Below are 23,841 nucleotides of genomic sequence, written 5' to 3' on the forward strand. Positions count from 1 at the left end.
AAGCCCTCCTTAATGGAGGGTTTTTTATTTTTGTCCTGAATGGCTGTTGTTCTCTATAATGTATCCGTCCGCTTTTATCGCCTAATTATTGGTTTGGTAAGTCCATTCAATGAAAAAGCGAAGAAATTTGTAACGGGAAGGGAAAATATATTTCAGCGACTTCAAAAGGATTTTTCCAAAGTAAAAGACCCGGTGGCTTGGTTTCATTGCGCCTCTCTGGGTGAGTTTGAACAAGGACGCCCGGTAATAGAAGCGTTCCGAAAAGCAAAACCCAATAATAAAATACTCATCACTTTTTTCTCCCCATCTGGTTACGAATTAAGGAAGAATTATACAGAAGCTGACTTTGTTTACTATTTACCCATTGACACGAAAAGAAACGCCCAACGTTTTTTGAATATCGTCAATCCGGCCTTGGTGATTTTTGTGAAATATGAGTTTTGGTATCATTACCTCAAACAAACAAGCGAACGTAAAATTCCGCTCTATTGTATTTCCGCTTTATTCAACAAAAATCAGCGATTCTTCAAGCCTAGCGGTGGCTTTTTCAGAAAAACCCTCACCTTCTTCGATCATATTTTTGTTCAGAACGAAAAGTCTAAAAAGCTACTTCAAAAAATCAACATCAATCAGGTTTCAGTTGCTGGCGACACACGTTTTGACCGAGTTGTAGACACCGTGAGCAACCCAAAGCATTTTCCATTGGTAGCGCAGTTTAGCAAAAACCACCTCACTATGGTGATTGGAAGCTGCTGGCCTGCGGACATGACCTTCCTCTACCCTATTATCAATCGTTCCGAAAACATAAAGTTCATTATTGCTCCGCATGATGTCAGTGAAAGCAGCATCAAGCAATTAGAAAAAGGGCTTAGTTTTCCTTTTTGCCGAATTACTGAAGCAACGCCAGAAAGCATAGATGAATCTCAGATCATAATTATCAACACCATAGGCATGCTTTCCTCCCTCTATCAATATGGCCAATTTTCGTACATTGGAGGGGCTTTTGGAGACGGGCTGCACAATATATTGGAAGCTGTGACTTTTGGTTTACCTGTGATTTTCGGAAATAATAATCTTGAGAAATTCCCAGAAGCGTTGGCCCTGATTGAAAAAGGAGGTGCATTCTCATTCACGCAAAAAGCAGAGATTGACGAGTACTTCGAAAAACTTTCAACAGATATTGATTTCAGAAAAACAGCATCTGAGCATTGTAAAGCATATATTCGAGAAAACACTGGAGCCACGGCTAAAATCATGTACAGTTTAACCCAATGGAACAAATGAGGGGGAGAGTCATTCGATCTACGGGGTCATGGTATGAAGTAAAAACCGAAAGCGGAGAAATTTTCAAAGCCCGACTACGCGGTAAATTCAAGCAAGACAAGCTGAAAGTAAACAACCCCATTGCCGTGGGCGACTGGGTACTTCTTGACCAAGAAGGGGAAGAAGGTTCAGCCGTGATCAAGACGATTGAACCACGTACGAATTATATCATCCGCAAGTCTACCCGTAAATCTAACTTTTCGCACATCATTGCTTCTAATTTAGATCAAGCCCTTTTAGTGGCTACCCTCGCTTTTCCGCGCACCTCGTTGGGTTTTATCGATCGTTTTTTAGTCAGTGCAGAATCGTTTAGAATCCCTTGCATTTTAGTCATTAACAAAAGTGATTTACTCGATCAAGAAGGTCTAGAAATTGTATCACAACTAAAGGAATTATACGAAAGTATTGGTTATCGCACGTTGCTTATTTCAGTATTAGAAGAGCAAGGCCTTGATGAAATTAAAGCTGTATTAAAAGGCAAAACGTCTTTGATTTCTGGCCATTCAGGCGTGGGTAAATCTTCGTTATTGAATGCTTTAGTACCTGAACTAGGTTTACGAATTGGAGAAGTTTCCACCTTTGCTAATAAAGGCACCCACACCACCACCTTTGCTGAAATGTTTGAAACAGAAGGTGACGCCCGAATCATAGATACTCCCGGAATTAAAGAGCTGGGTTTAGTGGAAATGGAGCAAGAAGAAATCAGTGACTACTTCCCTGAAATGAGGGCATTTTTAGGGCAATGTAAATTCAACAATTGCCTCCACGTAAACGAACCCGGCTGCGCGGTATTAGAAGCTTTTGTGAATGGAGAAATTGCCGACTCCCGCTATATGAGCTACCTCAGCATGCTGGAAGATTCTGATAATAGAAGGTGAAAAAGTAAACTTCTGAAAAAACAGGAGCACAATAATTCATTATACTCCTGCCTCATTTGAATTTGACTGACTACAAACTCATTCTATCACTAACGTATTCAATTTTGGTTTTGCCATGCGCTAATGGCTTTCCATCTTCACCTAGGTTTACCATAGTAATTTTAGCAATACTCAGAATATCTTCACGGGTGAGTTTATTTCTTACTTCACACCTTAATGTAATGGAAGTCCGGCCGAAGGTCACCGCTTCAATTCCTATCTCGATAATGTCGCCTTGGCGCGGTGCATTAATGAAATTGATTTCAGAGATAAATTTCGTTACCACATGCTTGTTTTCTAACTGCACTATGGTGTAAAGGGCCGCTTCTTCATCAATCCATTCGAGTAATCTACCTCCAAACAATGTAGCGTTAGGATTTAAATCTGTGGGTCTTACCCATTTTCTAGTGTGAAAGTTCATAATTCGTTTTCCGTGAGTTTTAGCCTTACCTGTTAATTTAATATTGACATAAATTTCCGTCTTTCGGAACTATTAATCAAATTAATGGTATCTATATTAGTATAGACTAAAACTATACAATGACCTTACAACAACTCGAATATGTGGTTGCCCTTGATACGCACCGTCACTTTGTAACCGCAGCCACACACTGCTTTGTAACCCAACCCACATTGACTCTTCAAGTTAAAAAGCTTGAGGACGAAATGAACACGCTAATCTTTGATCGTTCACGTCACCCAATAGTGCCTACCCCAACGGGTGAATTGATTATAAGCAAGGCCAGACAGATTTTAAGAGAAGCGCATCAATTAAAGGAATTGGTCAACTCCGAAAAAGACACCATCACCGGAAGTTTCAGAATTGCAGTCATCCCTACAGTGGCACCCTACCTGATGCCCAGGTTTTTAAAAAGTTTTTCAGAAAAACACCCTAACACGCACCTCCAGATTAGGGAAATGGAATCGGAAGAAATTATTAATGCCTTGAAAAATGACTTTGTAGACATTGGTATTTTGGCCACCCCGTTGGAAGAATCATCTATTCGAGAAATCCCATTGTACAATGAGCCTTTTCTAATTTATAGTTCCGAAAACCACTCTCTATACGGTAAAAGCAATATTAAACCAGACAACTTGCCTTTATATGGTTTGTGGCTCTTAAATCAAGGGCATTGCTTCAGAAATCAGGTGCTCAATGTCTGCGATAAAAAGAAGCAATCAGACAACCCTGGTTTTTCTTATGAAAGTGGTTCTATTGAAACCCTTAAAAACATGGTGCGCTCTAATATGGGTTATACACTTGTGCCAGAACTTTCTGTAATAGACGAACTGAACGACCCAAGAGTAAAACGTTTAGAAAGCCCTGAGCCCGTAAGAGAAATAAGCTTAGTCGTACACAAAAGCTTCACAAAAGAATCACTGATAGAAAAATTACGAAAAGAAATCCTTTCAAATATTCCTGACCATTTTCAGAAAGGAAAGAAATTTACCAAGGTGAAGTGGAGATAGTATTCACTTAAAGCAAACACTAACAATTCAAAAAATCAGATGCATTATGCCAGCCATCAATGTATTTGGGCTATTTTATTCTATCCAAAAATTAAGAACAGACATCGGCTCCATTTTCAAGTCAGCTGCTTCAACCCCTCTAATACGGGCAGTACTAGGTGCTTTAAGTTTCTTTACCTCCAAGAGGTGCTTTCCTCTACTTAACTCGATCACATCAATTACAGCCAAGTATCCTTTTTCACCATTGGAAATATGCGTTTTAAACACATACTCTAAGTTAGAATAAAGCATTCCATCAATATACACTTCAAAAATTTGAGTTTGACAGGCTATAGACTCTACCAGCCTTGTTTCATAATTCTTATCGCGGATTAAATCGTCCACATTTAATGTTGTATCCATTTGAGCCTGCATTCCAGCTTTAAAGCCCTGCATAACACCTCCCTCTGGACTAAGCTTATAGCTATCAGGGCATAGCAACTCAAGTATACTATTATCCTTTGGGTTATAGCGCAAGAATAATTCAAGGAATCCATTCTTTACATATTTAGAAGGCAAACTGAGTTGATGGATAAACTCATCTTCAGCCCTTAAGTCATCATAAAGTTCCTCTACCATATAGCGCTCTGAAATATTAGTCCGCTCAGGGTAAAACACATTCACATCTAGCGCATCGGCCTTTAGGGTGATCAGAAGTACAACCAGTAAAACGGAAGAAACACCAATGATCTGTTTCTTCTTATAAGTAGTAATCAGGTGGTAATAAATAGACCGGTACAGTATAGATAAAGTAATTACAGAAAAGAAGCGGTAAATGGGGTAATACAGGAATGAAAACCATTTTGATTTCTTAAAAGCACTAAAAAACAGCGTATCGAGAAAGAAGATGATGGCCAAAATGAAATAGAAAAAGACCAAGAAAACAGCCAATAAATTCAGCATACCTATCCAAATTGTGAGTTCATTGGAAGTGCTAAGTATTACGGTCACACTCATCAGACTCACCCCTATGGCAAAAACAATTACCACGGACACAATGGAGAAGACCAGTAGAAAAGTATAAGCAAAGATTACACTGGAAATTTTATCTAAATAAACAATCAGTTCATCGAGTGACCGAACATTCTCAGGCATGTACTTTCTGAACTTCCCTTTAAAACCAAGTTTATCGTAATCAATAAAATTTGAAACAGAACTTAGGCCAACAATACCAATCCAAAACCCCCTGAGTAAAAGATGGATCAATAAGTTAATAAGGAAGAATTTCATCCCGATTGGGATGGTGTCTAAAATAAAATTGATGGAGATGCTGAGCAAAGGATTGATCCCGTTGGCTCCTGGGTTTAGCTTATTCTCCTGAATATTGCGGTTAATGTCATTGTACTCTCCAATACCCGTGGCTAGCAAAAAAATGGAAAAACCAGTAATAAGGAGTTCCAACTGCCAGCTTTCTAATTGAAGATTGGCCACCCATCGCCTCAGTTTACTTTCATCTTTGTCTTTAGGTCTGTCGCTGTTGGTCATGGTTGAATAAGGTTAATCAACCAAAATAAACAATTCTTACTTAAATATCTTAACACGATGTTTGAAGCACACCTTACAGTAGTTTTTGCCCAACAAAAAAAGGGACAGTTTTTCAACAGTCCCTTCAAGGTATATTATTAAAAGGAAATTACTCCTCAGTCTTCTTTTCAGTTTTTGGCGCTTTCTTAGCTTTAGGAGCTTTCTCTGCCTTTTCAGCTTTAGGCGCTTTTTCAGCAGCAGGCTTTTCAACCTCCTCTTTTTTAGCTTTTGGCTTAGCCTCAGCTTTAGGTGCAGTTTCAAATGAAGCCTTAAGCTCTTCTTTGTCAATGTTAGCAATTACAGGGGTACTTGTCAATTGCTTGATTTTATTAACCCTATCAGCAGATCTCTGCTTATTTCTTCTCGCTTTTCTTTTTAATCTCGTTATCCCCATGATACTCCTTGTTCGAAATGAGGTGCAAAGATAGGAGTTTGAATACAATTTATAAACCCCTAGCGAAATAAAATTCACATTAGTTTTCAATATTCTCTTTAAGAACAATCAGATTAGCCTTGTGTTTAGTAGTTTTGTATGATTAAAACCAACAAGAATGGCTCAAAAACCTTCATTACCCAAAGGCGTTCGTGATTTCGGACCGGAGCAAATGTTCCGCAGAAATTATCTTCTAGATACAATAAAAGGCGTTTTCAAAAAATACGGCTTCATGCCATTGGAAACTCCCGCCATTGAAAATCTCACTACCCTAACAGGAAAGTATGGTGATGAAGGCGACCAACTCTTGTTTAAGATTTTAAATTCTGGCGACTTCCTTTCAAAAACAGATTCCGATGATTTTAAAGCTGGCGCTAAAGAGTTAAGTAAAAAAATCACAGAAAAAGGACTCAAATACGACCTTACTGTGCCCTTTGCCCGATACGTGGTAATGAACCAAAATGACATTACCTTTCCTTTTAAGCGTTATCAGGTTCAGCCCGTTTGGCGTGCCGACAGACCTCAGAAAGGCCGATACAGAGAATTCTATCAGTGCGATGCGGATATTATTGGCACTAACTCATTGGTTTGCGAAGCAGAACTAATGGCAATGGTAAATGAAATTTTCTGCAAACTGGAACTCAAGGATTATCAGGTTTCTATCAGTAGTCGAAAAATACTTGAAGGTTTGGCCGATGTAATTGGGGCTACAGACAAGTTTTCTGCCTTCTGTGTTATTTTAGATAAGCTGGATAAAATCGGTTTGGATAAAATGTTAGAGGAAATGTCGCAGCTGGGTATTCCGCAATCTGGACTTGACCGACTCACAGCCATTCTTGAGCTTGAAGAAAGCAATACCGATAAAATCGAAACCCTAAGAAAAGTATTTATAGGTTCAGCAGTAGGAATAGAAGGTTTAAACGAAGTAGAAACTACTTTAAAGCACATGACCAGTTTGGGCGTTGCTCATGACAAAACTCACTTCGACCTTACCTTGGCCCGTGGCCTTTCTTACTATACAGGGATTATATATGAGGTAAAACCCACTTCTGTAAAGATGGGGACCATCACCGCAGGCGGTCGATACGATAACCTTACTGGAGTATTTGGCTTAGAAGGCGTTTCGGGAGTAGGCATTTCATTTGGCGTTGATAGAATCTATGACGTACTGGACGAACTCAACCTATTCCCTTCCAATCAATTGGGCACCACAAAGGTGATGATTACCAATTTTGACGAATCATGTTTGGAACACGCCCTAGGTCTTTCTTCTCGTTTGCGAAACAATAATGTGAATTGTGAAGTCTACCCTGAACCTACCAAGATGAAAAAGCAATTGGGTTATGCCGACAAGAAAAACATACCTTTTGTAGTTATGGTTGGGCAAGAAGAAATTGACACCAATATATACACGGTGAAAAACATGGAGAGCGGTGAGCAGCACAAACAAACTTTGCTAGAGCTGATCGATTTTTTAGCTGAACACTAATCGATCGGTATAGAAAGGCTACTTTCTTAAATAAGTTTCGCGATAATGTATCGTTAATCAAGAAGCGAAATCAAATTTATACTGAATTGAATATTCACTCAAAAGCACTTTCAAAATTCATTATGCCTTTAGGTGTTGTGATTTTAATGCTTTTTGTGTTTTCAAATAAGATAAGTGCACAAACAGCCAGTACGCCAAATGGTAATTTTGAGGTTAGTGAAGTGGTAGGTTGTGCTCCATTCTATGTTGAACCCAACAACCTTTTAGGTGGCGGAGGTTCAATACAGTATAACTTCGAAAACACTCTAAACCCAGAAAGCTGTAGTGCAAATTATCAAGCAGACCCCTCGAGCTGCATGAATGGTGAGCTACAAAATATCAATGCCCACAACTATAGTATACCAGGTGTTTATTATCTAATTCAACTCAACGGTAATGCACCTGCTGGCAGTATAGTTAGTTTTGTTAAAATCACAGTCATAGAAGCCATTGAACCCACCTACAATATCTTTGCCTGCGCCAATAATGAGGTGTCAGTAGTAATTGATTCTGACCAAGACAACTACGATAGCTATCGTATCAATTTTGGCGATGGAAGTGATAAAATTGTCAATAAAACCCCAATCTTAACAGAAACCCCACATACTTATGCTGTTGCTGGTGATTATGACATAGAAGTAGTAGGGCTTGCCTCTGGGAATACCACAAACTGTTCTAGCATCACAAAGTCAATTACCACGCTTGACAGCTCCCCCACTCCAGTCATCAATAGCCTTGAAGTCTTGGATGCTAGCATGGTTGAAATTAACTATGAAAGCTTGGACAGTAGAATCATACACACTTTAATGATTGAATCTGAAGATGGAAGTCAAACAGACCTTGTTACTTTAGATCCAAGCATAAACGCAACGAGCTACACTTACACCAATGGTCTTTTCGATTTCATCAATACGGTGTATTCGGTTAAGATTGAAAGTGCAGATCGTTGTAATGCCGATGCGGTTCCTTCAGAAACTATTTATTCTGTAGCCGCCCAATCTAGTGCTACCTATGTCAATTCGGACATTCAAATTGATTTTGATTTTAATTCCAACGCCAATGGTCTTACTCAAATTCAATTTTACGAAAAGAATAGTGCTCAGGAAACATTCACTACAAACGCAGGAACAGCGCAGCGTCTGTTAAGCAATTGCACTCTGGTGGAAAACTATTATTTCAAAGCCTCCTTTGGAACAGCTACTTCCAAGAGTGCAGTCATTATTCCAGACTTAAGCGGAACCCTCAGCCCCCCAGCCATTCAAAATATGGTAGGTGAATTAGTCAATGCCACTTTTCAGATTGACTTCGATCAGGCAATAATAAACACAACAACCTACACCATTTACAAAAAGAATCCAGATGATACCTTTAGCCCTATCGGAACATCAGAAACCCCAGACTTTACCGATAGCAATTTAAGATCGGGTCAATTAGAACTATGTTATACTGTTACCTATGAGGACGACTGCGGAAATATTTCTGAAATGAGCCCTGAGTTTTGTTTCCCACTTTCCATTGGTACAATACGTTTACCCAATGCCTTTACTCCTAACGGTGATGGCGAAAATGACACCTTTACTGTTGGGGATGGCGTATTCGTTAATTTCAGAATGCAAATTTTTGACCGTTGGGGTAATTTGATTTTCAACTCAACCAACCCTAGTATCGGTTGGGATGGCAATTTCAATGGCACTCCTGCCAGCATTGGGGGCTATGCTTACCGTATTTCATTTCAAGATGCAGGGAATTCCACCATTCAACAAACCGGAACTTTAGTATTAATTCGATAGTTTTGGGTAAAAAATAAGAAGCTTATGTTCGATATGATGAAAATGATGGGCAAGGTGAAGGAGATGCAGTCCAAAATGAAGGAAGCCCAGGACAAGCTAGAATACATTCATGAAACAGGTGAGGCTGGTGCCGGGATGGTAAAAGCCACTGTAAATGGCAAAAAGCAGGTCATCTCAATCGAAATTGATGAAGCCTTGATGAGCAAAGAAGACAAGGAAACGGTGCAGGACCTTACCGTAGCAGCCATTAACAATGCCCTTGAAAAAGCAGACGTTAGTGCTAAAGAAGAAATCAGAAAAAGTACCGAGGGTATTATGCCCAATATCCCAGGAATGGACTTAGGTAACATGTTCTAATGTCAAAAATATCGGTTGCCTTACTTAATTACAACGGCAAAACTCACCTAGAAAACTTCTTACCATCCGTTGTTCAGTTCAGCAACGGTTATGATATCGTTGTAATCGATAATGGTTCGACAGATGACACTCTTGAATTCCTGAAGAGCAACTATCCTACCGTTAGAGTGATTTCTTATGCTGAAAACTCCGGATTTTGTGGTGGGTATAATAAAGCCCTAAAGGAATTAGAACATGAGTTTGTGGTGCTACTTAATACAGATGTACAGGTAACAGAAGGCTGGATCGACCCGATATTGAAGCTAATGGAGTCAGACAGTAATTTGGCTGCAGTTCAACCTAAAATTCTTGACCTAAAGAAAAAAACTCATTTTGAATACGCAGGAGCGTCTGGTGGATATTTAGACATACTTGGCTATCCTTTTTGCAGGGGCAGAGTTTTTCACACTATTGAGGAAGACAAAAATCAGTATCAAGAAACGCAAGATGTTTTTTGGGCCTCAGGAGCTTCTCTTTTTGTAAGGCGATCAGCCTATTTCGAAGCAGGAGGCTTAGACGAGGATTTCTTTGCCCATATGGAAGAAATTGATCTTTGCTGGCGTTTTTGGAATCTAGGCTATAAAGTTAAGGTTTGCCCAGAAAGTGTTGTTTACCACTTAGGTGGAGGAACTTTAGACAAGTCGAGTCCGAAAAAGACTTATTTAAACTTCAGGAATGGATTAAGTATTCTTTTAAAGAATGAAAACACATCAGACCTTTCCTGGAAGTTTCCCATTCGTTTGTTTCTTGATTGGCTTGCTATTATTCAATTCTCAATACTGAGTGGCCTACCTCATGGAGTAGCCATTATCAGAGCTCATTTCGATTTTATGCGATCTATTCCTTGCCAAATAAGGAAGCGAAAGTCTTCAATAAGAACATCTCAAAACAATCCAAGGTATAGAGGGTTAATCATTTGGGATTACTTTATAAGAAGGAAGAAAACCTACCTAAAAATAAATTCTTAGTTATACCAAACAGGGTTTTGTTTTCTACGTAAATGCTTGCGAAAATTAATAATATAAGCGAGTCCTAAGTAAACAAGCAATGGCGAACCAAAGGTGATAAAGGAAGCATATATAAAGAACAAGCGAATAGAGGAAGCTGACAAATTGAGCTTTTCTCCTAATTTGGCACAAACGCCATAAGCTTGACTTTCAAAAAACCGTTGAATTCTTTCCATTGAACAAATATTACAACAAATTTACAAAACAATTTATTAAAGGTTAAAATCGGAATCCATTAAAATTTTATTAAACTTGCAATCCTAAATTTAAGGCTATACTGTTCTAAATCAATTTAAAATAATATGAAAACCCAAACAGCTAAACTATTTTTTCCATTCTTGATACTTGGTATCTTATCAATGTCTGGTTGCGCATTAAGCAAAATGGCAAGAATGTCTAAAGACCAGGGACTTACAGTTGAGCCATCTCCATTGGAAGTTCACGGGAACGAAGTGAAGTTCACAATGTCGGCAAATCTGCCTGTGAAGATGTTAAAACGTAAAAAAGTATATACACTCAATACGTATTATCAATACGGCAGTCAAGAAAAACAATTGGCTCCAGTTGTTTTCAACGAAAAAGATTACCCTAACGCTACTACTGAGCAACCAAAGGCTTCAAAGGAATATTCTTTCGCATATGATCCTGCTATGTCTCGTGGAAACATATTAGTTCAAGGAGTTGCTTCAAACCCTAAAACTGGAAACTTTGTAGAATCTGAAAAACTTATCATTGCTGAAGGTTTAATCACAACTTCTACTTTAGTTCAATCCTCTTACTTTGCTTCATATGCCCCTCATGGTTATAATGACCAAGAAGAGTTGATCCCTACTAACGTAGAGTTCTTTTTCGAGCAAGGAAGATCGGTTTTAAGACCAGTAGAAAAAAATAGTGACAGAGGAACAAGATTCGCTGCTTATATCGCAGAAAAAAATGCAACGAAAACAGTATCTATTACTGGTACTCACTCACCAGAAGGTAAAGACAGAATTAATGCTGACTTGGCAAAAGAAAGAGCTGTAGCCATAGAAACATGGTACAGAGAGCAAATGGACAAATATGACTACCAAGGAATGGCTAGTCAAATTAGATTCATTACTAAGCCCGTTGTTGACGATTGGAACAGCTTAAAAGCAATGCTTTCTAGCTATAATGGTATCTCTTCTTCTCAAAAATCAGAGTGGACTAACATCATAAATGGTTCAGGTTCTTTCGAACAAAAAGAAAAACAACTTCAGAAATTGGGTACTTACAAGCAAGTATTCAAAGACATCTATCCTCAATTGAGAACTGCTAAAACTGAAGTTTTAACTATCAAGCCTAAGAAATCGAGAGAAGAGATTATCACTCTAGCAAAATCTATTGCTCAAGGAAGAGGATCTGCTGACCAACTTTCAGGTGAAGAATTAGCATATGCTGCTTCTTTCTCTCCTTCTTTAGAAGAGAAAAAATCAATCTACGAAGCTGCGGCTAAGAAGAACGATACTTGGGCAGTTCACAACAACCTAGGTGCTGTAACTATGGAAATGGCAATGACTGCTTCTGGAAGAGACAAAACAAACATGTTGAGAGATGCTATTAACCATTTCGAAATTTCTAACCAAAAGAATGCGAACGTTCAAGCGCAAGCAAACTTAGGAATGGCGCAAGCTATGCAGAACAACAACCAAGCGGCTCTTGATGCTTTAAACAAAGCTTTAACAATGAACCCTGGTAACGATGTTAGACAAGGTGTTAATGGCGCTAAAGGCGCGGTTGAAATTAAAATGGGTAACTACGATGCAGCGTTAAGCACATTGGGTAACGCAACAAACCGTTCAATTGATCAATACAATAAAGGTATGGTTCAGTTGTTGAAAAAAGATTTCAGAAATGCGCAATCTACTTTAGAGTCTGTTATCACTAATGATAGAGGATTTGTTTGGGCACATTACTTAGCTGCAGTTGCTGCTGCCCGTCAGAGCAATGAAAACAAAGTAATCGAAAACTTGAGAAATGCAGTAAATGCTGACTCTTCTTTGAAAGCTAAAGCATTATCTGATTTAGAGTTCAGAGAGTTCAGTGGTACTCAAGCATTCATTGATATCATGAAGTAATTCAATATTAAAATTCAAAAAAGGGCTCTGGATGCAAATTCAGAGCCTTTTTTTATGACCATTACTCTTGTCAATCTTTCTTTGTGAATTGAGTACTGAATGTTTATTTTTACGGCCATTAACCCCTAGATGAATGAGAGAAATACAGTTTCGTGAAGCCCTGAGAGAAGCCATGTCTGAGGAAATGAGAAAGGATGATAAAATCTTTCTTATGGGAGAAGAAGTGGCCGAGTATAATGGTGCTTACAAAGTGAGCCAAGGCATGTTAGACGAGTTTGGCCCAGAAAGAGTAATCGACACCCCCATTGCGGAACTAGGGTTCGCAGGAATCGGTGTTGGTGCTGCGATGAATGGTCTTAAGCCCATCATCGAGTTTATGACCTTCAACTTCTCACTAGTAGCCATTGATCAAGTCATCAACTCGGCTGCTAAAATGATGTCGATGTCAGGTGGACAATACTCGGTTCCTATCGTGTTTAGAGGCCCTACAGGAAACGCAGGTATGTTGAGTTCTCAGCACTCTCAAAACTTTGAGAACTGGTTTGCCAACACCCCAGGATTGAAAGTGGTGGTTCCTTCTACCCCTTACGATGCTAAAGGTTTGTTAAAAGCCGCCATTCGCGATAGCGACCCTGTGATCTTTATGGAGTCTGAAGTAATGTATGGCGATAAGGGCGAGGTGCCTGAAGAAGAATACATTTTAGAAATTGGTAAAGCACACATTGAGCGCGAAGGAACTGATGTTACTTTGGTTTCTTTCGGTAAAATGATGAAAATAGCCCACGAGGCAGCGGGTGAATTGGCCAAAGACGGAATTAGCGCTGAGGTAATCAACCTTCGTTCTGTACGACCTATTGACTATCCAGCCATCATTAAGTCGGTGAAGAAAACAAACCGTTTAGTAATTGTGGAAGAAGCTTGGCCATTGTCTTCATTGGCAACAGACATTGCTTTCAACGTACAAAAAGATGCCTTTGATTATTTAGACGCACCAATCAAAAGGGTAAACAGCATGGACTTACCATTGCCTTATGCTCCAACTTTGATAGACGTTATTCTACCGAATGTGAAAAGGACCCTAGACGCAGTACATTCTGTAATGTATAAGTAGTCTTTTTTAAAAATGATATTTAAGAATCCGAGCCTTATAGGTTCGGATTTTTTATTTTTAGCCATGTCTACCGTAATCGCTATAGGAGGAGTTTCGAGGTCAGGTAAATCCACGCTGGCAGATTGGCTGGTAATTCAGTTAAAGAACGCCACAATGCTCCATCAGGACGAATACGCACTCCCCAAAGATCAACTGCCTAAAGTAAAAGGCCTAACCAACTGGGAACTCCCAGAATCCATAGACTGGAATGCTTGGCACAAAGCCATCAGCCAAGCAAAAAACCATTATGATTATGTCATCATTGAGGGCATTCTGGTGTTCGCTAATGCCAATATCAATGCGTTAATCGACCAATCCATTTATCTAAATATTGATAAAGAAGATTTCTTAAAGAGAAGATCAGTGGAAAAACGCTGGGGAAAAGAACCAGAATGGTTTATTGAATATGCTTGGGACGCTCATTTGAAATATGGACTTCCGCCTATTGACTTAAAGGCTATTCAAATGAAGGACATTACACCTGACCAATACTTTGAGGTTTTGACAGCTATCAAATAACAGGATTGATTTCGCTTTTCTGCTTATCACCAGTAGATAAACACCTCTAAAGCTCCCTAGTTCGCACTTTTAGTGCGGACTAGTCTTTCTTCATCTTTACAAGGCATGCACTTCAAGTACATCACAAAATAGGCACTCACTCAAAGCGAGCACCAGCTACAGCAGCAAACAAGTAACTCCCAGTGAGCTGACCTTAGCTTCTTTGTTTATTTGAGTTTTTTCTTCTACATTAACGTAAAAATTAGTTCTGTATTGAAGAAGATAGTTCAGCCATCCCTATTGATTACAATCCTTTTATTTACAATAGGTTGTAGTGCTCCTCAAAAAGAGGTGCCTCAGAAAAAAGTAGAAGAAGTGGTACAACCACCAAGAGCACCAATCACCATGGTGAACAGTTCGGTACCGAAATACAAAATATCATTTTCATCATTAGAGTTGGGCATGTCTATTTCGGAACTAGACCAAAGGGTTTTCAAACATTATGGGGAGTTTTACACCAAAGACTTTTCAGTTTTTCAATTGGACCAAATGGACTACCTGGTTGAGTCACACTACATCAGCAATATTGACCTCATTTTCATCGACAGTTTATTGGTGCAAATCCAAGCTTTCTTAACGGTCGACAAAACCAATGAATTGCTAAATCAGTATGGTAGAGCCAAACTGCTGATCAACGATCATCATAATAAAACACTTCTAGAAACAGAAAGTGCCTTAACAAAGACGAGTAAGGGATATTCGATTAATAAAAACCTAGATCAATTTAGGCTAAAATGGGTCAGAGTAGATGCCGATATAGAATATGAAGTGAATAAAAAGCCCAATACAGATTCCACCAGTGTTAATATGGCGCGCTTTTCTTCGATGGGAAATCCCAAAGGGTTCAAGTACAAACTCACTTTTCAAACCACAGATTTCCAATACCAAAAGGCTTATATTGAATGGGAATCAAATCAAAAATAGTAAACTAAGAATTACCTTCTCATTCCTCCAAGATTGGCCAAGGCTCTTTTCCCTCCACCCATCTTGTTCATGGTTTTCATCATTTTACGCATGTCGCCAAACTGCTTCATTAAGTTATTTACTTCCTGAATAGTTCTACCGCTACCGCTGGCAATTCTCTTCTTTCTGCTGCCGTCAATTAAGTCTGGATTGGCCCTTTCAGCCTTGGTCATTGATTTGATAATGGCCTCTATTGGCTTGAATGAATCGTCATCAATATCGAGTCCTTTCATGGCTTTTCCCATGCCTGGTATCATTCCCAAAAGGTCTTTGATATTACCCATCTTCTTGATTTGCTCAAGCTGAGAAAGGAAGTCTTCAAAATCGAATTTATTCTGACGAATCTTCTTGTTCAGCTTACGTGTTTCTTCTTCGTCAAAGTTTTCTTGTGCCTTTTCAACCAAAGACACCACATCACCCATTCCAAGAATTCTGCTGGCCATCCTTTCAGGATAGAAAAGATCGATAGCATCCATCTTTTCACCAGTAGACATGAACTTGATTGGTTTCTCTACTACCGTTCTGATAGAAAGGGCAGCACCACCACGGGTATCACCATCTAATTTGGTTAACACAACACCATCAAAATCGAGGCGCTCGTTAAAGGTTTTGGCTGTATTCACCGCATCCTGTCCAGTCATCGCATCGACAACGAACAAGGTTTCGGTAGGATTAAGGGCTCTTTTAAGCTCCTCAATTTCATTCATCATTTGTTCGTCTACCGCCAAACGTCCAGCAGTATCCACAATTACAATTTTCTTACCCGTTGCCTTGGCGTGTTTGATCGCGTTGTTGGCAATTTGAAGGGCATTCTTATTCTCTGGCTCGGCATATACCTCCACTCCTACTTGCTCTCCCAATACTTTCAATTGGTCAATTGCAGCAGGTCGGTAAATATCACAAGCGGTTAGCAATACCTGACGGCCTTGCTTTTTAAGCATGTTGGCCAGTTTACCAGAGAAAGTGGTTTTACCCGAACCTTGAAGTCCAGAAATTAAGATCACAGCAGGGTCACCCTTTGTATTAAAGTCAGCCTTTTCGCCCCCCATCATCTTGGTAAGCTCTTCGCTTACAATCTTCACTAAGAGTTGGCCTGGCTTAACAGAAATCAAAACATCACGTCCAAGTGCTTGTTCCTTGATCCTATCCGTTACATCCTTGGCTACTTTAAAGTTAACATCTGCAGAGATTAAAGCCCTCCTGATTTCCTTTACCGTTGCCGCAACGTTAATTTCAGTTATTGTTCCTTGTCCCTTCAGCGTTTTAAACGCCTGATCCAGCTTACCACTTAAATTATCAAACATATTCTCAATTGTAATTGACTGCAAAAATATAAAAATTATCGTCAGCACGAAGGATGAATTCGCATTGAAAAACCCAAAAAAAACATTTCACCTTTTTAAATACATTTGATATGAAGATATTGGTGCCTTCATAACATTCCCAAACATGATCAAAGTCGATTTTAAGAAGGACATATTGCCTCACATAGTTGCGATAGCTATTTTCTTAGTACTTACCCTCATCCTTTTCAAGCCTGTTTTTTTTGAAAGCAAAGCTTTAACCCAAGGTGATATTTTACAGTGGGAAGGTGGCGCAAAAGAAATTTTGGATTATCGTGCCGAAACAGGTGAAGAAGGCCTTTGGACCAACTCCATGTTTAGTGGAATGCCAGCCTATATGGTGAGTGTAAAATGGGGGAATGAGTTGATCAAAACCATGCACGCAGTCATCAGTTTTGGACTACCCCACCCGGTTAGGATCATCTTCGTTTCGATGATTTCCTTCTACATCATGCTGCTTTGCTTTAAAGTGAGGCCCTATCTAGCCATTATTGGCGCTGTCACTTTTGCGCTTTCTTCCTACAATATTATAGGCATAACGGCTGGGCACAACGCTAGAATCTCAGCGGTATCGCTGATGCCTTTGGTCATGGGGGGAATTCATCTCTGCTTCACCAGAAATCAATGGTTAGGCTTTAGCCTTACCGCTTTGGCTTTGGCCATGCAGATGCGGGTCAACCACCTTCAAATCACTTATTACTTGGCTTTTATTGTTGCTATTTACGGTTTGCTTCAACTTATCCATGCAGCAAAACAAGGTGAATTAAAGCCTTTTGCTCAACGTTTGGGACTACTAGTATTGGCGGCCGTTTTAGCAGTAGGCACTTTCTTTGGCGAATTTTATGCGACTTACGAGTATGGAAAATATTCAAACCGTGGCGCGTCTGAGCTAACAGCGCAAACCGATCAAGATTTAAACGAAGATGGCTTATCTAAAACTTACGCCTTTCAATACAGTAATGGGCTTGCTGATCCTTTTACATTATTTATTCCAAATGCTTTAGGAGGAAATGATGTATTAGGAACCGACTCTAAAAGCGCAGATGTTTTACGAAAAGCGGGCGCTACTGAAGCGCAAGTGAGGCAAACACTACCACAGCTCAGAACTTACTGGGGGAAGGAATCTCCAACCACTTACTATGCTGGTGCTACAATGGTATTTCTTTGTGTAGTAGGGATGTTCTTTGTGGAAAGAAGGTATGTGATATGGCTAGTGGCCATTTCCATTTTGGGAATTTTAATGAGCTACGGTAGAAACCTACCTAGTCTTAACAACTTTCTCTTCGATTACTTCCCTGGCTATAATAAGTTCAGGTCGGTGAGTTTCACGATTATGATGCCCATTTTCGGCATTATCTTCTTAGGAATGCTAGGCTTAGAAAAGGTGATAGATCAAAAACTGAATAAAGCACAGCAAAAGAAATTATGGATCGCATTAGGCGCCACTGGAGGTTTAGCCTTGCTATTGGCCATCATTCCAGGAATATTAGGCTTCAACTCACTCTTTGATGGACAGTTACCTGTAGAGTATGCCAATGCACTGAAAGAAGACCGTAAGGATTTATTCCGAAATGATGCATTCCGTGCCTTTATGTTTATCGCGCTTTTTGCAGGTACCTACTTTTTGTATTCCATAAAAAAACTAGGGAAACCAATGGCTTTCGGGCTAATGATTTTGTTGGGGATTTTAGATGTAAGCCTAATTGCAGGGCGTTTTATTGGAGAAGCCAACTTTGCTACATCGCCAAGGGCGCAGTTCTTTACAGAAACCAATGCAGATAGGTACATTAAGCAAAATGAAAGTCTAGGAGATCGAGTATTAAACCTCACTTCTTCCTTTTATGGTGCTCAATCGTCTTACCATCACCATACGATAAATGGATATCATGGAGCCCGCTTGAGAAGATATCAAGAGTTAATCGACAAAAACATCTTTCCTGAAATGCAGGAATTGACCGATAACATTAAAAGTGGAAATACTGATATTGGAGGTTTTGGGGTATTGAATATGTTAAATACCCATTATCTTATTATTGATCCTTCATCTCCTCAAGGCGTGTTAACTAACAATTCGGCCAATGGTGCCGCTTGGTTTGTAGACAACTTAGTCGAAGTAGATTCTCCTGATGGTGAATTTAACTCCATCAACAACCTTGACACTAAAACGGAAGCAGTCGTTAACACTTCTGAATTCGATTTAAAAGCAACGAACTTAAGCTCGGACGGGAAAATAGACCTAGTGGATTATCACCCTGGATATTGGAAATACAACAGTCAGAATTCGGGAGATGGCTTTGCGGTATTCTCAGAAATCTATTACCCGAAAGGCTTTAAAGTAACCATCGATGGCCAGCCAGTAGAAATGCTTCGTGCTAATTATGTGCTTCGTGCATTGGAAATCCCTGCTGGAAACCATGAAATAGTTTTTGAATTCAAGCCCGCGATCTACAGCACAGGAAAAATAGTGATGAGGATTTTCTCTATTTTGGTGGTGTTGATGTTTTTAGGAACAGTGTATTGGAGTTTAAGACCTAAAAACACCTAGTCCATTCCGTATATATTTTTATAAAAAGCGGTATCACCTCTCATAATCAAAAATTCAACCCTAAATTTGAAGCTATGGGCAAGAAAATCTGCATGCTTCTACATGAATTTTACCCGAACGACATTCGTGTAACCAAGGAAGTCTCTTCTCTTAATGAAGCTGGATTTGAAATTCACCTAATTTGCCTTCAAAGAAAAAGTGAGCTAAAAACCGAAATGGTTAATGGAATTAAGGTTCACAGAATCCCAATTGCTCAAACTTTTTTTTGGAGGGGGATTTGGGATGTGCTTCTCGTTTTCTTAGGTTTCTTTCAGCCTATGTTTTATAAAAGACTATACTGGCTACACAGTAAGGAGCAATTTGATGCAATTCATGTTCATGATTTGCCCTTGGCCAAAACGGCAATACAGCTTAAAAAGAAAACGGGGGTAAAAGTTGTTCTGGATTTCCATGAGAATTATCCCGAGGCTTTAAAAGTTTGGTTCAAATGGAAAAAGAATCCACTAATTCGTTTAAAGAACAAATGTTTTTTTGGATTTGATAAATGGTTAAAGTACGAAAGAGAGATGGCTCACTCGGCCGATAAAGTGATTGTCGTTGTTGAAGAAATGGCAGAAAGAATTCACCAACTTCACAATATTCCTTTCTCCAAAATCAATACAATTACTAACTCCGAAGGAAAAGATTTCCTAAATCAGGAGTCATTTGAAAATATTTACGAACGTAATGAAGGTGATTTCATACTAGCCTACACTGGAGGCGTTGGTCCTCACAGAGGAGTCGATGTAGCTATTGAAGGTTTGGCTTTTCTTAAACATCACCCTAAAATCAGGCTGGAACTTACCGGCACACTTTCTACCGCCACCCGCCATTGGCTAGAAGACTTAATTAAGAAGCACGGCATCGGAAATCAAGTAAAAATCAATGGCTATCAGCCGTTTTCTAAGTTCTTCTCCTACATGGCTTTTGCGGACGTAAACTTGATTCCCCACAATAGAAACGGACACACCGACAACACAATCCCTCATAAGCTTTATCAGGGTATGATGGTCGGGAAGCCAGTGTTAGTCAGTGATGCACCTCCGCTAAAACGCGTGGTTGAAGAACTCAACAGCGGGTTAGTTTTTGAAGGTGGGGATTCAAAAGACTTCGCGAATAAAGTTGAAACACTATATTTGAACAAAGTGCTTTACGACCAACTTGGTAAAAACGGTTACGAAGCCACTATGAATCAGAACGCCAACTGGGAAGCAACAGGCAAAATACTCATTAACGAATACCAGCAATTACTTGAATCCAATGACTGACAAAAATAAGCAGATTACTAAATTCAGAAGGTTCGAGCAAACACTTGAATTCATGAAAGGGTCTCTTCCGAAAGGAAGCAAAATCTTGGATTTAGGCACTCCGAATGACATGTCTTCATATTTGACAGACTATGGCTACCAAGTAGACAACGCCTACGGAGTGGATTTCGACCTAAATCCCGAAATCATTGCAAAAGAGGGCTATGATGCGGTAACTATGTTTGAAGTACTAGAGCACCTCATCAACCCAATGGGCATTCTGACTCAGGTAAAAGCCCCCAAACTTTTTGCTTCAGTGCCATTGAGTCTTTGGTTTGCGAAAGCCTACCGTAATAAATCAGACGAATGGGACCAACATTTTCATGAATTTGAAGATTGGCAATTTGACTGGTTGGTAGAAAAGTCAGATTGGAAAATCCTAAACAGAGCAAAATGGGTAAGCCCAGTTCAGAAACTTGGTTTCAGACCCATTTTACGAAAATTCACACCACGTTATTATATTATTGAGGCTGAAAGGTAACCCGTGGGCATCGTAATCAAGCAAAGCATTCGTTCTTCTATCATCGCCTATATAGGAGTATTGATTGGATACGTCAATGTGCTTTGGCTTTTCCCTTATTTTTTAGAGGCAGATCAAATTGGCCTCTTCAGGTTAATTCAAAGTAGTGCTTTTTTGATGGCTACTTTTGGGCAATTTGGCCTAGGCTCTGCTTTGGTCAAATTCTTCCCGAAACTCAAAGATCAAAAAGGCTTTCTCAGCTTTATAATTCTAGGCGGACTTATCGGGTTCATTGTATTTGCTGCATTTACCTTTCTGTTCAACGCTGAAATCACAGCTTACTTCGCTAAAGAATCGGGCTTATTTATCCAGTATTTTGGAATTACGCTATTGATCAGTTTTCTACTCATTCAGTTTCAATTGCTAGAATCTTATTGCCGTAGTTTATTGAAAATCGTCATCCCTACGCTTATTCGAGATATCCAACTGAGACTCTCTGTAACTGTCCTTGTTGCGCTATATGCCTTAGATATTATCACGTTTGGTGGGCTTATTCAATGGTTATCTGGTGCATACCTGCTCATGGTAATTACGGTTGTTTTTTATCTGCGTCACCTGAAAGTCTTTCACCTCAATTTCAACTTTAAATTCATTGATAGACCGTTATTGAAGCAAATCTTGACCTATGCTGTCTATATGATGATTGGAGCAGGAGGCACGCAAATCGTGCTACAAATTGACAGCATTATGGTGAGCGGTGCTTTAGGTTTAGATGCCACAGGAATTTACATGATTGCCTTTTTTATTGGCGGGGTAATCGAAATGCCCAAACGTTCTATTACGCAGATTTCTGCCCCATTAATTGCACAGGCTTTCGAAAAGAACGACATGCCCGCTGTAGAGAAACTCTATAAACAGACCTCTATCAACCAAATGATTATTGGAAGTTTATTGCTCATTGGCATTTGGGCAAATCTAGAAAGCCTCTATTCATTTATCCCCAACGGAGAAGTATACATCCAAGGCATTAACGTGGTTTTGTTTATTGGCCTAGGGAAGCTAAGTGATATGATTTTCGGCACCAATGGAGAAATCATTGTGATGTCGAAACACTATAAGTTTAATGTAATTGCAGTGGGTATTTTGGCCATACTCACTGTTGCGCTGAACTTATTATTGATTCCAAGTTATGGAATTGAAGGTGCTGCCATTGCTTCATTTTTAGCCATGCTTACTTTTAACCTAAGTAAATTTTTATTCGTTTGGATGAAGTTTAAAATTCAGCCATTCTCTTTGGGGAGCATCAAACTACTGGCCATTATAGGGCTCGTGCTTTGGGTAAACCAATGGATCCCCAAGCTGGACCAAACGCTTTTAGATATTATTATTCGGTCTCTAGCAATTACAATTCTACTAGTAGGCCTCACCATTGGGCTCAAGGTTTCAAAAGAGGTAAATAGCCTTGTATTGGGTTTTATAGATCGATTAAAGAAGAATTAACGAGTGCCCAAGGTATTCAGTAGTTCGCTCAATTCCTGAGTTAAACTTCTTCTTCCAAACCTACTTATTCCTTCAACATTAGTAATAGAATTTCCATTCTTCCAATCTTGATAGGCTTCTCTCAAAAAGGACTTTAATTGATTCTCGTCAGTTTGCTCGAAAACAGAACCAGATTTTGTATGGTTCAGAATTTCGGCCAAATCACTCTCCTTATTCCCTACACATAAGATTCTCCTTTGTGCCCCTAAATACTCAAAGAGCTTCCCTGGCAAATGCCCCTTTGCATTTTCAGAATTATTCTGAAGTAATAGCAGCACAGAAGATTGCTGATATTTTCCCAGCACTTCCGAATGAGGTAAATAATTATATTTCCTAATAAGTGGCATCAGATGCGTATGGGATTTAAAAGTAGCCAATACATCATCGCTCAAGATTCCTACAAATTCAATTTCTAAATCATCTCCTAATTCGCCTGAGGTGACCATTTCATTCAACACCTTCCAAAACCACTCTGGGTTTCTGAAAACATTCAGCATGCCTACATGACTTACTCTAAACTTATCAGGTTGAGGAGTGGAAATGGGGCTATTAAAATCTTCTTCATCGAAACCGTTAGTTATGGCTTTCACTCTTCTTGCCCCCAGTTTCTCAAAATCGCTTTTCCAGCTATTGCTCACCGTCAATACGCAATCCGCAGCGCGTATCACCTTTTGTTCTAAATCTCTGTGCTTCCGCCAAACCAAGGCGCTCATGTTGAATTTCTGAAGTATATCCCATTTAGACCAAGGGTCACGAAAATCAGCAATCCAAGTAACCCCAGGGTTCTTCATCTTAAGCTTTAAACCAATCAGATGCATGGAGTGTGGTGGCCCTGTTGTAATAATGGTTTTTATATTATTACCTTCTAATATTGAGTCAATGTAGTTGGCAGAAGGCTTTGCCCAAAAGATCTTAGGATCGGGGATGAAGACATTCCCCCTTAGCCAAATCGCCAACCGAGACATGATGCTCTTCTTACCTCCTTCTAATACTTGTCCCTGTTTCAATTCCTTTCTACCAGAAAGCTTCTTAAATATTGAATAGGGTTCCCAAATCGGAAATTTCAACACTTCAGTTTGAAGAGAAGTATCTCTAACTAAGGAATCATCTTTCAAGTCGAAATCAGGATTTTCAGGGGTGAAAATCACAGGTTCCCAACCATATTCTGGCAGGTACTTTGAAAACTTAAGCCAACGCTGCACTCCCCCCCCAGCACTAGGTGGCCAATAGTATGTGATGATCAATACTTTTTTATTGACAGAGTCAGTCATTGGTCAAATATGATAAGAAAACCGATAATGACATAAAACAAAAGGGTAATAAGGCGCTATTAAGGGTTAACTTTGCTTTTGTTCTCAAAAAAAATTTACTTCGAACAAAATAGGTCAAACACAAAACATACAACAATGGGTTA

At 39.4% G+C, this 23,841-nt stretch carries 21 protein-coding genes; 15 read left to right on the forward strand and 6 right to left on the reverse strand.

Going from position 1 to position 23,841, the window contains the following annotated elements; all coding sequences use genetic code 11:
* Nucleotides 1–39: 39 nt before the first annotated feature.
* Both VOI17_RS09660 and rsgA read left to right on the forward strand, forming a co-directional pair.
* The gene (locus VOI17_RS09660) at nucleotides 40–1,284 is read left to right on the forward strand and encodes a 3-deoxy-D-manno-octulosonic acid transferase (RefSeq protein WP_323757045.1); all 1,245 of its coding nucleotides are present in this window, start codon (nucleotides 40–42) and stop codon (nucleotides 1,282–1,284) included.
* Nucleotides 1,281–2,201, forward strand: a complete 921-nt coding sequence (rsgA, locus tag VOI17_RS09665; protein ID WP_416376050.1) for a ribosome small subunit-dependent GTPase A — start codon at nucleotides 1,281–1,283, stop codon at nucleotides 2,199–2,201. Before VOI17_RS09660 ends, rsgA begins: the two co-directional genes overlap by 4 nt.
* A gap of 70 nt (nucleotides 2,202–2,271) precedes the next feature.
* On the opposite strand, the gene VOI17_RS09670 is transcribed toward rsgA, so the two are convergent.
* On the reverse strand, nucleotides 2,272–2,661 hold the full coding sequence (locus tag VOI17_RS09670) for an acyl-CoA thioesterase (protein ID WP_323757047.1): 390 nt from the start codon (nucleotides 2,659–2,661) through the stop codon (nucleotides 2,272–2,274).
* A 119-nt stretch (nucleotides 2,662–2,780) separates the two neighbouring features.
* Between VOI17_RS09670 and VOI17_RS09675 the strand changes: the two genes are divergently transcribed.
* Entirely contained in the window at nucleotides 2,781–3,710 is a 930-nt protein-coding gene (locus VOI17_RS09675; RefSeq protein WP_323757048.1) for a hydrogen peroxide-inducible genes activator, read from the forward strand.
* Nucleotides 3,711–3,785: 75 nt separating this feature from the next.
* Here the strand turns inward: VOI17_RS09675 and VOI17_RS09680 are convergent, their stop codons facing one another.
* Together VOI17_RS09680 and VOI17_RS09685 are read right to left on the reverse strand one after the other, a co-directional pair.
* Complete coding sequence (locus VOI17_RS09680) at nucleotides 3,786–5,234, reverse strand: hypothetical protein (protein WP_323757049.1); 1,449 nt, start codon at nucleotides 5,232–5,234, stop codon at nucleotides 3,786–3,788.
* Nucleotides 5,235–5,382: 148 nt separating this feature from the next.
* Nucleotides 5,383–5,667 carry a hypothetical protein gene (locus VOI17_RS09685; RefSeq protein ID WP_323757050.1) on the reverse strand — a complete coding sequence of 95 codons (285 nt, stop codon included), beginning with the start codon at nucleotides 5,665–5,667 and terminating at the stop codon, nucleotides 5,383–5,385.
* Nucleotides 5,668–5,824: 157 nt separating this feature from the next.
* Between VOI17_RS09685 and hisS the strand changes: the two genes are divergently transcribed.
* The 4 genes from hisS to VOI17_RS09705 all read left to right on the forward strand — a co-directional run bounded on the left by hisS (nucleotide 5,825) and on the right by VOI17_RS09705 (nucleotide 10,388).
* Nucleotides 5,825–7,195, forward strand: a complete 1,371-nt coding sequence (gene hisS / locus VOI17_RS09690; protein WP_323757051.1) for a histidine--tRNA ligase — start codon at nucleotides 5,825–5,827, stop codon at nucleotides 7,193–7,195.
* A gap of 86 nt (nucleotides 7,196–7,281) precedes the next feature.
* Nucleotides 7,282–9,024, forward strand: a complete 1,743-nt coding sequence (locus VOI17_RS09695; RefSeq protein WP_323757052.1) for a gliding motility-associated C-terminal domain-containing protein — start codon at nucleotides 7,282–7,284, stop codon at nucleotides 9,022–9,024.
* A gap of 24 nt (nucleotides 9,025–9,048) precedes the next feature.
* On the forward strand, nucleotides 9,049–9,381 hold the full coding sequence (locus tag VOI17_RS09700; protein WP_323757053.1) for a YbaB/EbfC family nucleoid-associated protein: 333 nt from the start codon (nucleotides 9,049–9,051) through the stop codon (nucleotides 9,379–9,381).
* Nucleotides 9,381–10,388, forward strand: a complete 1,008-nt coding sequence (locus VOI17_RS09705; protein ID WP_323757054.1) for a glycosyltransferase family 2 protein — start codon at nucleotides 9,381–9,383, stop codon at nucleotides 10,386–10,388. Before VOI17_RS09700 ends, VOI17_RS09705 begins: the two co-directional genes overlap by 1 nt.
* Here VOI17_RS09705 and VOI17_RS09710 read toward each other — a convergent pair.
* Nucleotides 10,385–10,603, reverse strand: coding sequence for a PspC domain-containing protein (locus VOI17_RS09710; RefSeq protein WP_323757055.1), 219 nt, complete (start codon nucleotides 10,601–10,603; stop codon nucleotides 10,385–10,387). The two genes, VOI17_RS09705 and VOI17_RS09710, sit on opposite strands and share 4 nt — an antisense overlap.
* 216 nt (nucleotides 10,604–10,819) lie before the next feature.
* Between VOI17_RS09710 and VOI17_RS09715 the strand changes: the two genes are divergently transcribed.
* From VOI17_RS09715 to VOI17_RS09730, 4 genes are all read left to right on the forward strand, one after another.
* On the forward strand, nucleotides 10,820–12,523 hold the full coding sequence (locus VOI17_RS09715) for a tetratricopeptide repeat protein (protein WP_323757056.1): 1,704 nt from the start codon (nucleotides 10,820–10,822) through the stop codon (nucleotides 12,521–12,523).
* Nucleotides 12,524–12,656: 133 nt separating this feature from the next.
* Nucleotides 12,657–13,634 (forward strand): pyruvate dehydrogenase complex E1 component subunit beta, encoded by a 978-nt coding sequence (locus tag VOI17_RS09720; protein WP_323757057.1) that lies wholly within the window; start codon nucleotides 12,657–12,659, stop codon nucleotides 13,632–13,634.
* Between the two features lie 12 nt (nucleotides 13,635–13,646).
* On the forward strand, nucleotides 13,647–14,192 hold the full coding sequence (locus tag VOI17_RS09725) for a hypothetical protein (RefSeq protein ID WP_323757058.1): 546 nt from the start codon (nucleotides 13,647–13,649) through the stop codon (nucleotides 14,190–14,192).
* Nucleotides 14,193–14,444: 252 nt separating this feature from the next.
* Nucleotides 14,445–15,155, forward strand: coding sequence for a hypothetical protein (locus VOI17_RS09730; protein WP_323757059.1), 711 nt, complete (start codon nucleotides 14,445–14,447; stop codon nucleotides 15,153–15,155).
* Nucleotides 15,156–15,166: 11 nt separating this feature from the next.
* Here the strand turns inward: VOI17_RS09730 and ffh are convergent, their stop codons facing one another.
* Nucleotides 15,167–16,498 (reverse strand): signal recognition particle protein, encoded by a 1,332-nt coding sequence (gene ffh, locus VOI17_RS09735; RefSeq protein WP_323757060.1) that lies wholly within the window; start codon nucleotides 16,496–16,498, stop codon nucleotides 15,167–15,169.
* Nucleotides 16,499–16,643: 145 nt separating this feature from the next.
* On the opposite strand from ffh, the gene VOI17_RS09740 reads away from it, so the two are divergent.
* The 4 genes from VOI17_RS09740 to VOI17_RS09755 all read left to right on the forward strand — a co-directional run bounded on the left by VOI17_RS09740 (nucleotide 16,644) and on the right by VOI17_RS09755 (nucleotide 22,388).
* Nucleotides 16,644–19,082 (forward strand): YfhO family protein, encoded by a 2,439-nt coding sequence (locus VOI17_RS09740; protein WP_323757061.1) that lies wholly within the window; start codon nucleotides 16,644–16,646, stop codon nucleotides 19,080–19,082.
* A 74-nt stretch (nucleotides 19,083–19,156) separates the two neighbouring features.
* The gene (locus VOI17_RS09745) at nucleotides 19,157–20,389 is read left to right on the forward strand and encodes a glycosyltransferase family 4 protein (protein WP_323757062.1); all 1,233 of its coding nucleotides are present in this window, start codon (nucleotides 19,157–19,159) and stop codon (nucleotides 20,387–20,389) included.
* Nucleotides 20,382–20,909 carry a class I SAM-dependent methyltransferase gene (locus VOI17_RS09750; RefSeq protein WP_323757063.1) on the forward strand — a complete coding sequence of 176 codons (528 nt, stop codon included), beginning with the start codon at nucleotides 20,382–20,384 and terminating at the stop codon, nucleotides 20,907–20,909. The genes VOI17_RS09745 and VOI17_RS09750 overlap by 8 nt, the downstream gene beginning before the upstream one ends.
* Before the next feature lie 3 nt (nucleotides 20,910–20,912).
* Nucleotides 20,913–22,388, forward strand: a complete 1,476-nt coding sequence (locus tag VOI17_RS09755; protein ID WP_323757064.1) for a polysaccharide biosynthesis C-terminal domain-containing protein — start codon at nucleotides 20,913–20,915, stop codon at nucleotides 22,386–22,388.
* Here VOI17_RS09755 and VOI17_RS09760 read toward each other — a convergent pair.
* The gene (locus VOI17_RS09760; protein ID WP_323757065.1) at nucleotides 22,385–23,698 is read right to left on the reverse strand and encodes a glycosyl transferase; all 1,314 of its coding nucleotides are present in this window, start codon (nucleotides 23,696–23,698) and stop codon (nucleotides 22,385–22,387) included. The two genes, VOI17_RS09755 and VOI17_RS09760, sit on opposite strands and share 4 nt — an antisense overlap.
* Nucleotides 23,699–23,841 lie beyond the last annotated feature (143 nt).

This window comes from Roseivirga sp., assembly GCF_034669765.1.
Classification (GTDB): domain Bacteria; phylum Bacteroidota; class Bacteroidia; order Cytophagales; family Cyclobacteriaceae; genus Roseivirga.

Coding starts and splice junctions, on each gene's coding strand:
- VOI17_RS09660 (WP_323757045.1), top strand. CDS start 40: ATGGCTGTTGTTCTCTATAATGTATCCGTCCGCTTTTATCGCCTAATT.
- rsgA (WP_416376050.1), top strand. CDS start 1,281: ATGAGGGGGAGAGTCATTCGATCTACGGGGTCATGGTATGAAGTAAAA.
- VOI17_RS09670 (WP_323757047.1), bottom strand. CDS start 2,661: ATGAACTTTCACACTAGAAAATGGGTAAGACCCACAGATTTAAATCCT.
- VOI17_RS09675 (WP_323757048.1), top strand. CDS start 2,781: ATGACCTTACAACAACTCGAATATGTGGTTGCCCTTGATACGCACCGT.
- VOI17_RS09680 (WP_323757049.1), bottom strand. CDS start 5,234: ATGACCAACAGCGACAGACCTAAAGACAAAGATGAAAGTAAACTGAGG.
- VOI17_RS09685 (WP_323757050.1), bottom strand. CDS start 5,667: ATGGGGATAACGAGATTAAAAAGAAAAGCGAGAAGAAATAAGCAGAGA.
- hisS (WP_323757051.1), top strand. CDS start 5,825: ATGGCTCAAAAACCTTCATTACCCAAAGGCGTTCGTGATTTCGGACCG.
- VOI17_RS09700 (WP_323757053.1), top strand. CDS start 9,049: ATGTTCGATATGATGAAAATGATGGGCAAGGTGAAGGAGATGCAGTCC.
- VOI17_RS09705 (WP_323757054.1), top strand. CDS start 9,381: ATGTCAAAAATATCGGTTGCCTTACTTAATTACAACGGCAAAACTCAC.
- VOI17_RS09710 (WP_323757055.1), bottom strand. CDS start 10,603: ATGGAAAGAATTCAACGGTTTTTTGAAAGTCAAGCTTATGGCGTTTGT.
- VOI17_RS09715 (WP_323757056.1), top strand. CDS start 10,820: ATGTCTAAAGACCAGGGACTTACAGTTGAGCCATCTCCATTGGAAGTT.
- VOI17_RS09720 (WP_323757057.1), top strand. CDS start 12,657: ATGAGAGAAATACAGTTTCGTGAAGCCCTGAGAGAAGCCATGTCTGAG.
- VOI17_RS09725 (WP_323757058.1), top strand. CDS start 13,647: ATGATATTTAAGAATCCGAGCCTTATAGGTTCGGATTTTTTATTTTTA.
- ffh (WP_323757060.1), bottom strand. CDS start 16,498: ATGTTTGATAATTTAAGTGGTAAGCTGGATCAGGCGTTTAAAACGCTG.
- VOI17_RS09740 (WP_323757061.1), top strand. CDS start 16,644: ATGATCAAAGTCGATTTTAAGAAGGACATATTGCCTCACATAGTTGCG.
- VOI17_RS09745 (WP_323757062.1), top strand. CDS start 19,157: ATGGGCAAGAAAATCTGCATGCTTCTACATGAATTTTACCCGAACGAC.
- VOI17_RS09750 (WP_323757063.1), top strand. CDS start 20,382: ATGACTGACAAAAATAAGCAGATTACTAAATTCAGAAGGTTCGAGCAA.
- VOI17_RS09760 (WP_323757065.1), bottom strand. CDS start 23,698: ATGACTGACTCTGTCAATAAAAAAGTATTGATCATCACATACTATTGG.